Source organism: Curtobacterium flaccumfaciens (assembly GCF_051548005.1).
GTDB lineage: Bacteria > Actinomycetota > Actinomycetes > Actinomycetales > Microbacteriaceae > Curtobacterium.
On record NZ_JBPUGH010000103.1, the window covers coordinates 1 to 12512 of the forward strand.

12 protein-coding genes are annotated in these 12512 nt (G+C 71.0%); 5 read left to right on the forward strand and 7 right to left on the reverse strand.

Annotation, left to right across the window (positions count from 1 at the left end; genetic code table 11):
- Nucleotides 1–161 precede the first annotated feature (161 nt).
- Together ACSW7Y_RS12160 and ACSW7Y_RS12165 are read left to right on the forward strand one after the other, a co-directional pair.
- Nucleotides 162–1199, forward strand: a complete 1038-nt coding sequence (locus ACSW7Y_RS12160) for a hypothetical protein (RefSeq protein WP_438126535.1) — start codon at nucleotides 162–164, stop codon at nucleotides 1197–1199.
- Nucleotides 1196–2770 carry a CoF synthetase gene (locus ACSW7Y_RS12165; RefSeq protein WP_438126536.1) on the forward strand — a complete coding sequence of 525 codons (1575 nt, stop codon included), beginning with the start codon at nucleotides 1196–1198 and terminating at the stop codon, nucleotides 2768–2770. Before ACSW7Y_RS12160 ends, ACSW7Y_RS12165 begins: the two co-directional genes overlap by 4 nt.
- Nucleotides 2771–3041: 271 nt before the next feature.
- On the opposite strand, the gene ACSW7Y_RS12170 is transcribed toward ACSW7Y_RS12165, so the two are convergent.
- From ACSW7Y_RS12170 to ACSW7Y_RS12180, 3 genes are all read right to left on the reverse strand, one after another.
- Entirely contained in the window at nucleotides 3042–3623 is a 582-nt protein-coding gene (locus ACSW7Y_RS12170) for a hypothetical protein (RefSeq protein ID WP_438126537.1), read from the reverse strand.
- A complete protein-coding gene (locus ACSW7Y_RS12175; protein WP_438126538.1) occupies nucleotides 3620–4600 on the reverse strand; it encodes an aldo/keto reductase in 981 nt (326 codons plus the stop codon). The genes ACSW7Y_RS12170 and ACSW7Y_RS12175 overlap by 4 nt, the downstream gene beginning before the upstream one ends.
- A 69-nt stretch (nucleotides 4601–4669) precedes the next feature.
- The gene (locus ACSW7Y_RS12180) at nucleotides 4670–5197 is read right to left on the reverse strand and encodes a hypothetical protein (protein WP_438126539.1); all 528 of its coding nucleotides are present in this window, start codon (nucleotides 5195–5197) and stop codon (nucleotides 4670–4672) included.
- A gap of 187 nt (nucleotides 5198–5384) precedes the next feature.
- Between ACSW7Y_RS12180 and ACSW7Y_RS12185 the strand changes: the two genes are divergently transcribed.
- Nucleotides 5385–5861 carry an N-acetyltransferase family protein gene (locus tag ACSW7Y_RS12185; protein WP_438126540.1) on the forward strand — a complete coding sequence of 159 codons (477 nt, stop codon included), beginning with the start codon at nucleotides 5385–5387 and terminating at the stop codon, nucleotides 5859–5861.
- A gap of 125 nt (nucleotides 5862–5986) precedes the next feature.
- Here ACSW7Y_RS12185 and ACSW7Y_RS12190 read toward each other — a convergent pair whose 3' ends face one another.
- From ACSW7Y_RS12190 to ACSW7Y_RS12205, 4 genes are read right to left on the reverse strand one after another with little or no spacing between them, the layout of a single operon-like run.
- Complete coding sequence (locus ACSW7Y_RS12190) at nucleotides 5987–6811, reverse strand: carbohydrate ABC transporter permease (RefSeq protein ID WP_438126541.1); 825 nt, start codon at nucleotides 6809–6811, stop codon at nucleotides 5987–5989.
- Complete coding sequence (locus tag ACSW7Y_RS12195) at nucleotides 6808–7764, reverse strand: carbohydrate ABC transporter permease (protein ID WP_438126542.1); 957 nt, start codon at nucleotides 7762–7764, stop codon at nucleotides 6808–6810. Before ACSW7Y_RS12195 ends, ACSW7Y_RS12190 begins: the two co-directional genes overlap by 4 nt.
- 11 nt (nucleotides 7765–7775) lie before the next feature.
- A complete protein-coding gene (locus ACSW7Y_RS12200) occupies nucleotides 7776–9134 on the reverse strand; it encodes an extracellular solute-binding protein (RefSeq protein WP_438126543.1) in 1359 nt (452 codons plus the stop codon).
- 34 nt (nucleotides 9135–9168) lie between these two features.
- Nucleotides 9169–10134, reverse strand: a complete 966-nt coding sequence (locus ACSW7Y_RS12205; RefSeq protein ID WP_438126544.1) for a carbohydrate kinase family protein — start codon at nucleotides 10132–10134, stop codon at nucleotides 9169–9171.
- A 173-nt stretch (nucleotides 10135–10307) separates the two neighbouring features.
- Here ACSW7Y_RS12205 and ACSW7Y_RS12210 point away from each other — a divergent pair, with 173 nt between their 5' ends.
- Together ACSW7Y_RS12210 and ACSW7Y_RS12215 are read left to right on the forward strand one after the other, a co-directional pair.
- On the forward strand, nucleotides 10308–11120 hold the full coding sequence (locus tag ACSW7Y_RS12210) for a DeoR/GlpR family DNA-binding transcription regulator (RefSeq protein WP_438126545.1): 813 nt from the start codon (nucleotides 10308–10310) through the stop codon (nucleotides 11118–11120).
- Nucleotides 11117–12475: a 6-phospho-beta-glucosidase gene (locus tag ACSW7Y_RS12215; RefSeq protein WP_438126546.1), complete on the forward strand. Its 1359-nt coding sequence runs from the start codon at nucleotides 11117–11119 to the stop codon at nucleotides 12473–12475. The genes ACSW7Y_RS12210 and ACSW7Y_RS12215 overlap by 4 nt, the downstream gene beginning before the upstream one ends.
- Nucleotides 12476–12512 lie beyond the last annotated feature (37 nt).

The window sequence follows — 12512 nt, forward strand, 5'->3', positions numbered from 1 at the left end:
GCCTGGCGCTCTCACGCGCCGCACCGCCTGGCGCTCCCGCGCCGCACCGCCGCGCCGTCGCGCTGTGCGGCGTCGGGCGTCCGCTCCCGTGCATGTCGCCGCGGGCATGAGCGTCGGAGGGGTGTGGGTAGCATCGGCGCCACGACCACCGAGGGGGAACGATGGCATCACCGTGGACCGGCATCGTCGAGGACGCCCGGCACTACCCGTCACCGCACAACTCGCAGCCGATCGTGCTCCGCGTCGAGGACGACCGGACGGCGACCGTGCTCTACGACCTGCACCGAGGGCTGCCGGCGGAGTCGTTCGGCATCCCGTTCGGGCACGTGTGCGCCGGGGTCTTCCTCGCCGGGCTCGACGTCGTGGCCCGCGCGCACGGGTTCACCGTGTCCGAGGACCTCGACCACGCCGAGATGGACTTCACCCGGCTCGACCGCGACCCGGCGGACCACCTGCACCGGCTCGGTCGGGTCACGTTGCGTCCGCACACGGTCACCGCGGACGACCGGGAGGCACTGGCGCGCTTCACCACGCGGCGCACCTCGCGCAGGCCCTACGACGCGACGGTCGTGGACGCCGTCGCCCTGTCGGCCGCCGTCGACATCGCGACGGCCTCGGGGCACCGGTTCCGGACGACCGCGGACCGCGCGACCGTCGACGAGATCGTGCGTGTCAACCAGGAGACCCTGTTCGACGACCTCCGGAACGACGCTGTGCACGAGGAGATCCTGCACTGGTTGCGGTTCTCGAAGCGGCAGGCGGCCGAGACCGGCGACGGCCTCTCCGCCGAGACGATGCTCATGCCCGGCCCGGTGCTGCGCTTCGCGATGGAGCACCGCGGACTGTGGGAGGCGCCGGGTGTGGGCGGGCTGTTCAAGCGGGTGTACCTGTCGACGATGCGCGGTGTCCGGCAGCTCGGCTGGCTGGAGGGCCCCTTCTCCTCGCCGGCCGAGTACGTCGAGGCCGGCCGGGTGTTCATGCGCATCTGGCTCGACTTCACCGGCCGGGGGATCGCCCTGCACCCCTTCGGGACGGTGATCACGAACCCGCGCTCGCACGCCGCGTTCGTGGAGCGCGCCGGGGTCGAGGAGTCCGACGGCGAGATGGCGTGGATGCTGTTCCGCTTCGGGCACAGCGCCCCACCACCTCTGGCACACCGGCGCCCGGCGTCGGCGATGACGATCGGAGCGGACTCGTGAAGCGCGCAGCGGTGTTCTCGGTGGTGTGGGTGGTCGAGACGTTCGTCGCCCTCTTCATGCCACGCGTGCAGACCCACAAGCTCCTGCTCGCCCCGGGCATCGAGCCGTTGCGGTGGACCCTCGGGCGGTGGCGTGCGTGGCGGACGGCGGAGCGCGCGGCGAAGCGGGTGCCCGCGTACCGGGCGTTCCTGGCGGAGCGGGGGCGCGCCTCCCGGCTGGACACCCGCGGAGGCATCGCCGCCGCGCTCGCGGGCCTGCCCGAGATGGACAAGGACTCCTACGTCAAGCGGTGGAGCATCCCGGAGCGGTGCCTCGACGGACGGCTCCCGCGGCGCGGGGTCGTCGTCGACGAGTCGAGCGGGTCGAGCGGCACGCCGACGAGCTGGGTACGCGGCCCGGACGAGCGGCAGGCGACCCGGCAGCTGCTGCAGCTCGGGTTCTCGCGGACCGCGAAGGACCTCCCGAAGCAGCCGTTCGTGCTGAACGCGTTCTCGCTCGGTGCCTGGGCGACCGGCATGAACGTGACGGCGTCGTTGACCGAGTCGTCGATGATCAAGTCGATCGGCCCTGATCGGGACAAGATCGTGCAGACGATGCGGGAGTTCGGCCCCGACTTCACGTACATCATCTGCAGCTACCCGCCGTTCCTCAAGGCGCTGTTCGAGGACGACCGGCTCGACTGGAGCCGGTACACGATCGTCGCGGCGTTCGGCGGCGAGGGCATCAGCGAGAACATGCGTGCCCACATCGAGCAGTACGCGCAGGCGGTGCTCGGTTCGTACGGGGCGAGCGACCTCGAGATCAACCTCGGCATCGAGACGCCGTTCTCGGTCGCACTGCGGCGGGCGATCGCGGCGTCACCGGAGTTGTCGGGCGCGCTGACGAAGCAGGGGGAGTACGGCGTCCTGCCGATGATCTTCCAGTTCAACCCGTTCGGGTACCTCATCGAGACGAACGACCTCGGGGAGCTCGTCGTCACGATCACCCGATCGGAGAACATCAGCCCGCGCATCCGGTACAACATCCACGACCGAGGCCACGTCGTGCGGATGCGTTCGCTCCAGCAGACCCTCCGCGCGCACGGCTTCGACGAGCTCGCGGACTCCGCCGAGCTCGACCTGCCGCTGCTGTTCCACTACGGGCGGTCGGACCTCTCCGTCGACTACAACGGCGCGGTCGTGGCGCCCGACGTGGTGCGGGACGTCGTCTACGGCGACCCGGGGCTGCTCGAGGCCGTGGAGAACCACCGGCTCATCAGCTACGAGGACGACCGCGGCGACCGGCAGCTGCACATCGCGTTCCAGCTGGCCTCCGGTGCCGACGACTTCGACGCCGCGGCTGCGCGACCGGCCGTCGTGTCGGAGCTGCGGCGGCTGAACAAGGACTTCTCGAACGCGATCCGGACGGCACCCCCGGGGACCCTGCCGACGGTCGCGTTCTACCCGTACCGGACGGGGCCGTTCCGTGACGACGGGCGGAAGCTCAAGAACGAGTACGTGTGGCAGCTCGGCACCGGTGCCGTGGCCGAGTGGGACCTCGACCTGTCCTGGACCGCGCCGAAGGAGGCCTGAGCCCCGCTGCCGTCGCGGTCGCGGTCGCTGCCGCTGCCGCGCGCCGCGGTTCCACGACTCTGGCCCTGCGATCCCTCGCACCGTGCGAAGGGGCTTCGGTGGCCGCAGCCTCGGTGCGAGGTTTCCCACTCGGTGCGCACCGGATCGGGTCGCACCTCGCGTGCAACCTCGCACGGAGACCCGCGCGGCTCGCACGGTGAGGGACGCAGATGGCTCGGGTACCGGCCACCGAGCCCCAGCATCGCGGCGCGGGTGCGAGCACCGCACGCGGTCAGTGGTACTGCGGCGGCCAGTCGAACGGGGCCGGGCGGTGTGGTGCCTCGCCGATAGTGGTGACCTCGAGCACGACCTGTCGCAGGTTCGTCAGCTCGATCGACCGCGGGTTGCCGAAGAACCGCTGACCGTCGACCCACACGGTGAGGTGGCCGTGCAGGCCGCCGACGTGTGCGGGCCCGATGGACACGCCCCACTCGTCGAAGAACTGCCCGAGTGTGAACGAGTCCTTCGTGGGCGATTCGACGTGGATGATCCCCGAGGTGTCGTGCGTGTGGATCTGTGCCGCGAACTTCGCCCGGTCGGAGTGCCCGATGTTCCCCGGCACCGTGACGGGTTCGCCGCCGTCGAGGATCGTCAGGTGTGTGTGCACGTGCTCGGCGAGCCGCTCGCCCCACACGTTCGACAGTCCGGCGGCGTCCGCCCGCGCCGTGAGGTCCGTCGGCGCGGGCCACGGCGGCGCATCGGTCGAGCTGGCCGCGGTCGTGCCGATGACCGCGCCGGACGAGCACCCCGCGAGCAGCAGCACGGCGGCGGCCCCGCTGACGAGGGCGCGAACGGTCCGCGCGCCGCGGGTCACCACCGGTCGTGGACGGTGGCGCGGAACCACTCGTCGTAGAGGTCGTGCACGGTGCGGTCGAGGCCGTCGACCTCGGGGAGCGACCCGGCCTCGGCGTTCGACCGCGCTTGCTCCGGGTTGCGAGCGCCGGGGATCGCCGCGGTGACGCCGTCCTGGGCGATCACCCACGCGATGGCGGCCTGCGGGACGGAGACGCCCTCGGGCAAGGACGCAGCGAAGGCCTGCGCGGCGCGGACGCCGTCCTCGAAGTCGACGCCGCTGAAGGTCTCACCCTGGTCGAACGCCTCGCCGTGCCGGTTGTAGTTGCGGTGGTCCTGCTCGGGGAACTCGGTGTCCGGCGTGTACTTGCCGGAGAGCAACCCCGATGCCAGCGGGACGCGCGCGAGGATGCCGACCCCTGCCTCCCGAGCGGCGGGGAGGACCCGGTCCAACGGCTTGAGCCGGAACGCGTTGAGGATGATCTGGACGCTCGCGACGCCGGGGCGGGCGATCGCGGTGAGCGCCTGGTCGGCCGTCTCGACCGAGACGCCGTACGCGGCGATCGAGCCGTCGGCGACGAGCGCGTCGAGGGCGTCGTACACGGCGTCGTCCTCGAACACCGGCGTGGGTGGGCAGTGCAGCTGCACGAGGTCGAGGGTGTCCTGGCGGAGGTTGCTCCGCGAGCGGTCGACCCACTCCCGGAAGTTCGCGGCGACGTAGTTCGCGGGCTCCTGCTCGGCGCGACGCCCCATCTTCGTCGCGATCGTCAGCGGCACATCGGGGTTCGACGCCCGCCACGCACCGATGAGCTGCTCGCTCCGGCCGTCGCCGTAGACGTCGGCGGTGTCGAAGAGCGTGACGCCGCCCTCGACGGAGGCGTCCATCACGGTGTTCGCGTCCTGCTCGCTGACGGGCCCCCAGTCACCGCCGAACTGCCAGGTGCCGAGGCCGACGGGGGAGACTGTGCGGCCGGTGCGTCCGAGGGTGCGACTCTGCATGTTCCCGAGCGTAGTCACGCGGGCGCGACGGATCCCCGGGCAGCGCCCAGGGCGGACCGGACGGCGGAGTCAGGAGAGCGCGGCGACCCGCTCGCGCAGCAGCGCCCGCGCCGCGCGGGCCCGGGGGACGACGACCACGCCGCCCCACAACGCCAGGCCGACCCAGAGGCCGATGAGCATCGTCGTGACGAGTGACCCGTGCTGGTCGCGCATCGACCACGACATCGCGATCCACAGCGCGCCGAGCAGGACCTTGCCCCACCCGGCGCCCTCGCGGTCGGCCTGCGCCTGCAGCATCGGGATCCAGACCTCGGCGGGGACGTCCGAGGGCACCTTCCCGTCGGCGACCCAGCGCTGCGCCTCGACCGACCGTTCGTACCCGCCGTCGAGGCGCCACGAGCGCATGGTCGTCAGCACGCCGATCGCGGCACCGACGGCACCCGCGGGCACGCCGACGGCGACCAGTACCGTCGGGGTGGCGGGCGTCCACGACGACAGCACGAGCACGACGAGGACCACGCTGAACGCCGCACCCGCGGCCCCGGCGCCGATCAGGCGGAGCCGTCCCGCCTCGTCGATCATCCCGATGCCCTGCACGGGGTCGACGGTACGCGCCGTCCCCGTGCCCCACCAGGTCACGGCGGACCGGACCGGGCGTACGGTGTCGGCATGGAGTGCTTCGCGAGCTGGCGTACCCGCCGCTGACCGACGGCCCTCGGCCGTCCACCGCTCCCGTCCACCCGGACCGGAGCCCGTCAGCACGCTCACGAACCGAAGGACGCCCATGCTCATCCGCGACTGCACGCCGGCCGACCTGCCGGCGCTGACCGACCTCACCATCGAGGTCTTCCGCCCGCTCTTCACCACCTCGCTCCCGGCTGTCCGGCCCGAGGTCACCGCCCACGACCACGGTCGGTGGGAGGACGACTACCGCGCCGAGGTCCCCGCCCTGCTCGCGCCGCACGAGGACCGCTTCGTCACCCTCGCCGAGGAGGACGGCCGTCCCCTCGGCTACGTCGGTTGGAACGTCACCGGCGGGACGTCGGGACGCCTCGAACTCGTCGCGGTCCACCCCGACGCCCGCCGCCGCGGCATCGCCCGCACGCTGTGCGTCGAGGTCGTCCACCGGCTCCGGGAGCGCGGCGTCCGTGTCGTCCACATCGGCACGGGCGGCGACCCGTTCCACGCGCCGGCCCGAGCGCTCTACGAGTCGCTCGGCTTCGTCGCCTACCCGACGGTCGACTACGCGCGCGCCCTCTGACGGGATCTCGCGTCGGGCGTGACCACCGGTCGGATGGGAGGCACGGTGCGAGCCTGCACCGTGCCTCCCGTCCGGTGGTCACCGCGATCACGGCGCGCAGCCTGCGGCGAGCGCCGTCCGACCGCTCAGCGGTCGGCGATGCCGCCGAGCATCCCGGAGATGAAGCGCTTCTGCAGGAAGAAGTAGAGCAGCACGATCGGGAGGGCCACGATCACACCGGCGGCGGACAGCAGTGAGAAGTCGGTGAGGTGCGCGCCCTTGAAGAAGGCGAGGCCGAGCGGCGCGGTGCGGTGGTCCTCGCTGGTGATGAGGACGAGGGGGAGGAGGAACTCGTTCCAGGTCCACATCGTGATGAGGAGCGCCATGGTCATGATCGGCGCGATCGACGACGGCACGATGACCTGCCAGAGGAGTCGCACGTCGCGGGCGCCGTCGAGTCGGGCGGCCTCGATCACCTCGCCGGGGAAGCTGCGGAACTGGTTCCGCATCCAGAAGATGCCGAACGCGAGGGACTGGGCGGTCTGCGGGAGGATCAGGCTCGCGTAGGTGTCCGTCAGGCCGACGGACCGGAGGTTGAAGTACAGCGGGATGATGAAGGCCTCGGCGGGGAGCATGAGGCCGGCGAGCATGACGAAGAAGATGACGTTCGAGCCGAAGAAGTCGAGGCGGGCGAAGGCGAACCCGGCGAAGACGGCGAGGACCGCGGTGAGGACGACCACCGACACGGTCACGAGGACGCTCGAGAACATGTACGACGCGAAGTGGCCCTGGTTCCAGGCGGCGCCGAAGTTGCCGAGGTCGATCGTGGTGGGGACCGTGAAGCCACCGGAGTTCTGGGCCGACGGCGTCACCGAGGACAGCAGGACGCCGACGAGCGGGATGATCGCGAACAGGGCGAAGAGCGACAGGATGACGTAGTCGACGGTCTTCTCGCGGAGGGAGAGCCTCATGCGACGTCCTTCGGCTGGAGACGGCTGATGAGCGCCGTGACGATCATGATGACGACCGTGAGGGACACGGCGACGGCTGCCGCCGACCCGACCTGCCCGGTCTGGAACGCCCGGTTGTACGCCTCGAACGCGGGCACCGACGTCGAGTTCCCGGGGCCGCCGCTCGTCGTCACGTAGACGAGGTCGAAGGTCTTCAGCGCCGACACCACGGTCAGGGTGAGCGCGGCGGCGATCTGACCCCGGAGCGACGGCAGGGTGATGGAGAGGAACTCCCGGGCAGCGCCTGCGCCGTCGATCCGAGCGGCCTCGAACAGGCTGGGGTGGATGTTGCCGACCCCGGACAGGAACAGCACGAGGCAGAGACCGACGTTCAGCCACGTGCCGACGAAGCCGATCGCGGGCAGGGCGGTGTCGTACCCGCCGAGCCACACCTGCGCGAACTGACCGAGGCCGACGAGTCGCAGCGCGTCGTTGAGGAGTCCGTCAGCGGAGTAGATCGACACCCAGATCGTCGCGACGACGACGGACGCGATCACCTGGGGGAGGAACAGCACCGTCCGGAAGAACGACATGCCCCGGAGTCGGTTCGCCCGCGAGATGAGCGCGGTGAGGAACAGCGCCAGTGCGACGGGCACCGCGGCGTAGAAGACCATGAGGACGAGCGCGTGCCCGAACGACGCCCGGAGCTGCGCGTCGGTGAAGACGCTCGCGTAGTTGGCGAAGCCCGCCCACGTCGCGACCGACAGGCCGTCCCAGTCGTAGAACGAGTACTGCACGCTCTGCAGGAACGGCACGCCAAGGAACACCGCGAACACGACGAACGCCGGCAACACGTAGAGGTAGGCGACGAGGCTCCGCCGCCGCTTGCGGACGCCGCCGGTGGCCTGGCGGGTCCGGCCACGGCGGGCGCTGCGGTCGGCAGCGCCCGCCGTGGTTCCGGTGAACTGGGTCACGGTGCTCCTGCCTACTGCTTCACGAAGCCGGCGTAGTCGTCCTGGAGCGTCTTCGTGTACTGCTCCGGGGAGGCCTTGCCCGCGACGAGGTCCTGCATCGCCGCCGTGATGGTGTCGTAGAACGTCGGGGTCGCGTAGTCGAGGTACGGCGTGATGCTGTTCGACGACGAGATCGACTCGTAGTTGCTCGTGATGTCGCCGGCGATGGTTCCGGGCTCCGGCCGGTCGCCCTCCGGGACCACGGTCGGCAGGTTGCCCTTGTCGACGAGCACCTTCGCGGCGTCCTTGTTCGTGACGAAGTCGATGTACGCCGCGGCGGCGTTCGCGTTCCCCGTCTTCGAGGTGATCGCCCACGCGAGCCCCTCTCCGCCCATCGTGACCGGCCCGCTGGCGCCGTCCGGGGTGAGGGCGGTGAAGCCGATGTCCTTCGCGGAGGACGCCGCCTCGAGGGTGGCCTGGTACCAGGTGCCGGTGATGAGGAACGCCGACTGGCCCTTCCCGAACGCGGCGACGGCGTCGTCACGCGAGACGCCGTTCGCGCCCTCGGTGACGTAGCCCTCGTCCACCCAGTCGGCGATGGTCTTCGCGGCCTGCACCTCGTCGTCGCCGGTCCAGCTGCCGGACTTGCCCGCGACGAGGTCGTTCACCGCGTCGTGGCCGGCGAGGGCGGAGAGCACGAGACCGTACAGGTGGATGCCGGGGCTCTTCTCGACGTCGCCGTAGCTCAGCGGCAGCGTGCCCGCGGCCTTGACCTTCTGCATGTCCTCGGTGAGCTCGGCGACGGTCTTCGGCGGGGAGTCGATGCCGGCCTTCTGCAGGACCGCCTTGTTGTAGTACAGGCCGACCAGCTCTCCGGTCTGCGAGACGCCGTAGAGGTCGTCGCCCTGCCAGGTCTTCCCGTCGGAGGAGAACGAGTTGAGCTTCAGCAGGCTCGACGGGTAGTAGTCGTCCCAGCCGTACAGCTTCGCGTAGTCGTCCACCGGTCGGAGGAAGCCGGCCTTCACGAACGCCCCCATGTCCGGGTAGCCCTGGTTCGCCTGCACGACGTCCGGCGGGGTGTTGCCCGACAGCGCGAGCTTGAGCGTGGTCTTGAGGTCGGCGAACGACCGGGACACGCGCTTGATCGTGATGTTCGGGTGTGCCTTCTCGAACTCGTCGTTGAGTTCCTGCTGCGCGTCGTTGATGCCCGTGTCGGTGTTCTGGTCCCACACGGTGAGCGTGGTCTTGCCCGACCCGACGTCCTTCGACACCGGTCCGAGGCTCTGGGACGCGGCCGGCGCTGCCGACCCGCCCGGGGTGCAGCCGGTCAGGCCGATGGCCACGGCCGCCGCGACGCCGAGGAGGAGCGTCGCCTTGCTGGAGTGCTTCATGGTGGTCCGTTCTTCGGGTGGGAGGGAGCGGGGGTCAGGCGTCCGTGAGTGCGACGGCGTCGAGGAACGACCAGTCGTCGTCCGGGGCCGCACGGTGGACGAACGTGCGGAGCTGGTCGGGGTGCGGGGCGCTCGCCGCACCGCCGAGTCCGGTGACGGCGAACGCGGCGGACGCTGCGCCGAAGCGCAACCGCGTCAGGAGGTCCCAGCCGTGGTGGTCGCCGGCCATGAACGCCGCGACGAACACGTCACCGGCGCCGGTCGGGTCGACGACGTCGACCGGGATCGTGCTCGCGGTGACGACGCCGTTCGCGGAGTCGACGGCGACGACACCGTCCGCGCCGCGCGTGACGACGGCGAGCGGGACGCGCTCGGCGAGGACCTTCGCCGCGTCGAGCGCGGAGTCGGTGCGGGTGTAGCGCATCGCCTCGACGTCGTTCGGCACGAAGACGTCGATCTCGGCGAGCCGGTCGAGCACGTCGCCGGACCACACGCCGGTGTGGTCCCAGCCGACGCCGCCGACGACGGTCGTGCCGCCGCGGCGGAGGGCGGCGACCCAGTCGGGGAGCGGGCGGGCGATGCCGACGTGCGTCGCCGCGACCGGGCCGAGGTCGTCCGGCACGTGCAGGGGTCCGAGGTGTTCCTCGTAGGTGATGAAGCTGCGGTCCTCCGGGCCGGTCAAGGCCACGGACACCGCGCTCTGGACGCCGGGCAGGAGGTCGAGCATCGACGTGTCGAGCAGCGGCTCCTCGGTCAGCACCTGGTGCACGTGCCGCCCGAGGACGTCGTCGCCGAGGCGGCTGAGGAGCTTCGTCGGTGCCCCGGCGCGTGCCGCTGCGACCGCTCGGTTCGCCACACCGCCCGGCGTCACCGTGAACGCGTCGGCGAACACCTCCGCCCCTTGCTCGGGAGCGGTCACGCCGGCGAACACCAGGTCGCAGTAGACATCGCCCGCGAAGAGCAGGGCTCCGGGGGCCGGCGTCGGGTTCGGCTGGGTCACGGCTGCTCCTCGTCGTCGCGGATCAGGGGGTCGACCGCGTGTGTTCGAGCCTGCGCGACCGATGTTGCGGAGACGTTACTCGATTGCGCCAGATTTGTTAAGTCTGTTCGAGTTTCGAATTCGACATGTTCATTGTTGCGTGATCCTGCTCGATCTGGGTTACGGTGGGTCGCATGATCCTGCGCGAGCGGCAGAACCGCATCATCGAGGCCCTCCGTGCCGACGGTGCTGCCTCCGTGCAGGAACTCGCGCTCGCGCTGCGGGTCAGCGCCGCGACGATCCGACGCGACCTCGAGATGCTCGACCGGAACGGCGAGCTCGTGCGGACCTGGGGCGGCGCGGTCGTCGCACCGGGCGAGACGACCCGGGAGCTCCCGCGCGGCCCGCACGGCGCTGCGTCGGGCGACGAGGACGACGAGGTGGTCGAGGCCCCGTTCGAGGCCGCCGGGGACTACGACCTGAAGCACCGCATGGCGGTCGCCGCAGCGGCCATGGTGCAGGACGGCCAGGTCGTCATCCTCGACATCGGCACCACGACGCCGCTCGTGGCCGAGCTCCTGCGTGGACGCGACATCACGGTGATCACCACGAACCTCGCGGTGTTCGACGTCCTGCGTGACGACGACGCCGTCCGTCTGGTCCTGCTCGGCGGGGTGGTGCGACGCAACTACCGGACGCTCGTCGGCTCCCTCGCCGAGGCGGCGCTCGAGCAGGTGAGTGCGGACGTGCTGTTCCTCTCGTGCACCGGCGTCCGGGCGAACGGGCACGTCGTGGACAACATGGCGGTCGAAGCGCCCATCAAGCAGTCGATGATCGCCGCCGCCGAGCGCGTCGTCCTGCTCGCGTCCGAAGCGAAGTTCCCCGGGACCGGAGCGCTCCGGCTCTGCTCCCTCACCGACGTCGACACGCTGATCACCACGACCGGTGCGCCCGACGACACACTCGCCCACAGCCGGAACGCCGGCGGAGAGGTCATCACCACATGAAGCTCTGCATCCTCGGGGGCGGCGGGTTCCGCACGCCGTACGTGTACCAGGCCCTGCTTCGTGACACCGGCACTCCCCGGGTCGACCGGGTCGCACTCTACGACGTCGACGAGGCCCGGCTGCGCGCGATGGTCGCGATCCTGACCGAGCTCGCCGCCGAGTTCCCGGACGCGCCCGTGCTCGAACCGACGACCGACCTGCACCGCGCGGTCGAGGGCAGTGACTTCGTGTTCGCCGCGCTCCGCGTGGGCGGGCTCGAGGGGCGCCGCTGTGACGAGCACGTCGCCCTCGACCTCGACGTCCTCGGGCAGGAGACCACCGGCCCCGGCGGTCTCGCGTACGCGATCCGCACCGTGCCCGTCATGGTCGACGCGGCCAAGGTCATCCGCGACCTCGCCCCGGACGCCTACGTGATGAACTTCACGAACCCCGCCGGCATCATCACCGAGGCGATGCAGACCGTGCTCGGCGACCGCGTCCTCGGCATCTGCGACACCCCGTCCGGGCTCGGCCGTCGGGTCGCGGGGATGCTCGGCCTCGACCACACGCGGGTGCAGATGGACTACGTCGGTCTGAACCACCTCGGCTGGATGCGCCGTGTCATGTACGACGGTCGCGACGTCCTGCCGGAGCTCATGGCCGACGACGGCCGGCTCGGCGCCATGGAGGAGGGCCACGTGTTCGGCCTCGACTGGATCCGCTCGCTCGGTGCGATCCCGAACGAGTACCTGTACTACTACTACTTCAACCGTGACGCGGTCAGGTCGATCGTCTCGTCGGGGAAGACCCGTGGCGACTTCCTCGCCGAGAGCCAGTCGGCCTTCTACGACCGTGCGAGCGCGGCCGGCAACGGCGTGGCGGACCTCTGGCGGGAGACCGTCGCGCGGCGCAGCGCCTCGTACATGGCGGAGGCGAAGGGCGGCACGCAGGACGACCCGGTCGACCCGAAGGAACGAGAGACCGACCCGTCGCACCAGGGGTACGCGGGCGTCGCCCTCGGCGTGATGGCGGCGATCAGCCGGAACGAGCGCCAGACGATGATCCTCAACGTGCGCAACAACGGCACGATCGCCGGCCTCCCGCGGGACGCCGTGGTCGAGGTCCCGACGATGGTCGACGCGAACGGCGTGCACCCGATGACGACCGACCAGCCCGACCTGCACCAGATCGGGCTCATGTCCCAGGTGAAGGCGGTCGAGCGGCACACGATCCAGGCGGCGCTCACCGGTTCGAAGGACGAGGCGCTCAAGGCGTTCGCACTCCACCCGCTGGTCGACAGTGTCAGTGTCGCGCGGGACCTGGTGCGCGGCTACGTCGATCGGATCCCCGAAGTCGCGGCGGTCCTGACGAAGTAGGCCGGACCGCGACCGCGGCCCCCCCGACCGCGGTCGC

Coding starts and splice junctions, on each gene's coding strand:
- ACSW7Y_RS12160 (WP_438126535.1), top strand. CDS start 162: ATGGCATCACCGTGGACCGGCATCGTCGAGGACGCCCGGCACTACCCG.
- ACSW7Y_RS12175 (WP_438126538.1), bottom strand. CDS start 4,600: ATGCAGAGTCGCACCCTCGGACGCACCGGCCGCACAGTCTCCCCCGTC.
- ACSW7Y_RS12185 (WP_438126540.1), top strand. CDS start 5,385: ATGCTCATCCGCGACTGCACGCCGGCCGACCTGCCGGCGCTGACCGAC.
- ACSW7Y_RS12190 (WP_438126541.1), bottom strand. CDS start 6,811: ATGAGGCTCTCCCTCCGCGAGAAGACCGTCGACTACGTCATCCTGTCG.
- ACSW7Y_RS12200 (WP_438126543.1), bottom strand. CDS start 9,134: ATGAAGCACTCCAGCAAGGCGACGCTCCTCCTCGGCGTCGCGGCGGCC.
- ACSW7Y_RS12210 (WP_438126545.1), top strand. CDS start 10,308: ATGATCCTGCGCGAGCGGCAGAACCGCATCATCGAGGCCCTCCGTGCC.
- ACSW7Y_RS12215 (WP_438126546.1), top strand. CDS start 11,117: ATGAAGCTCTGCATCCTCGGGGGCGGCGGGTTCCGCACGCCGTACGTG.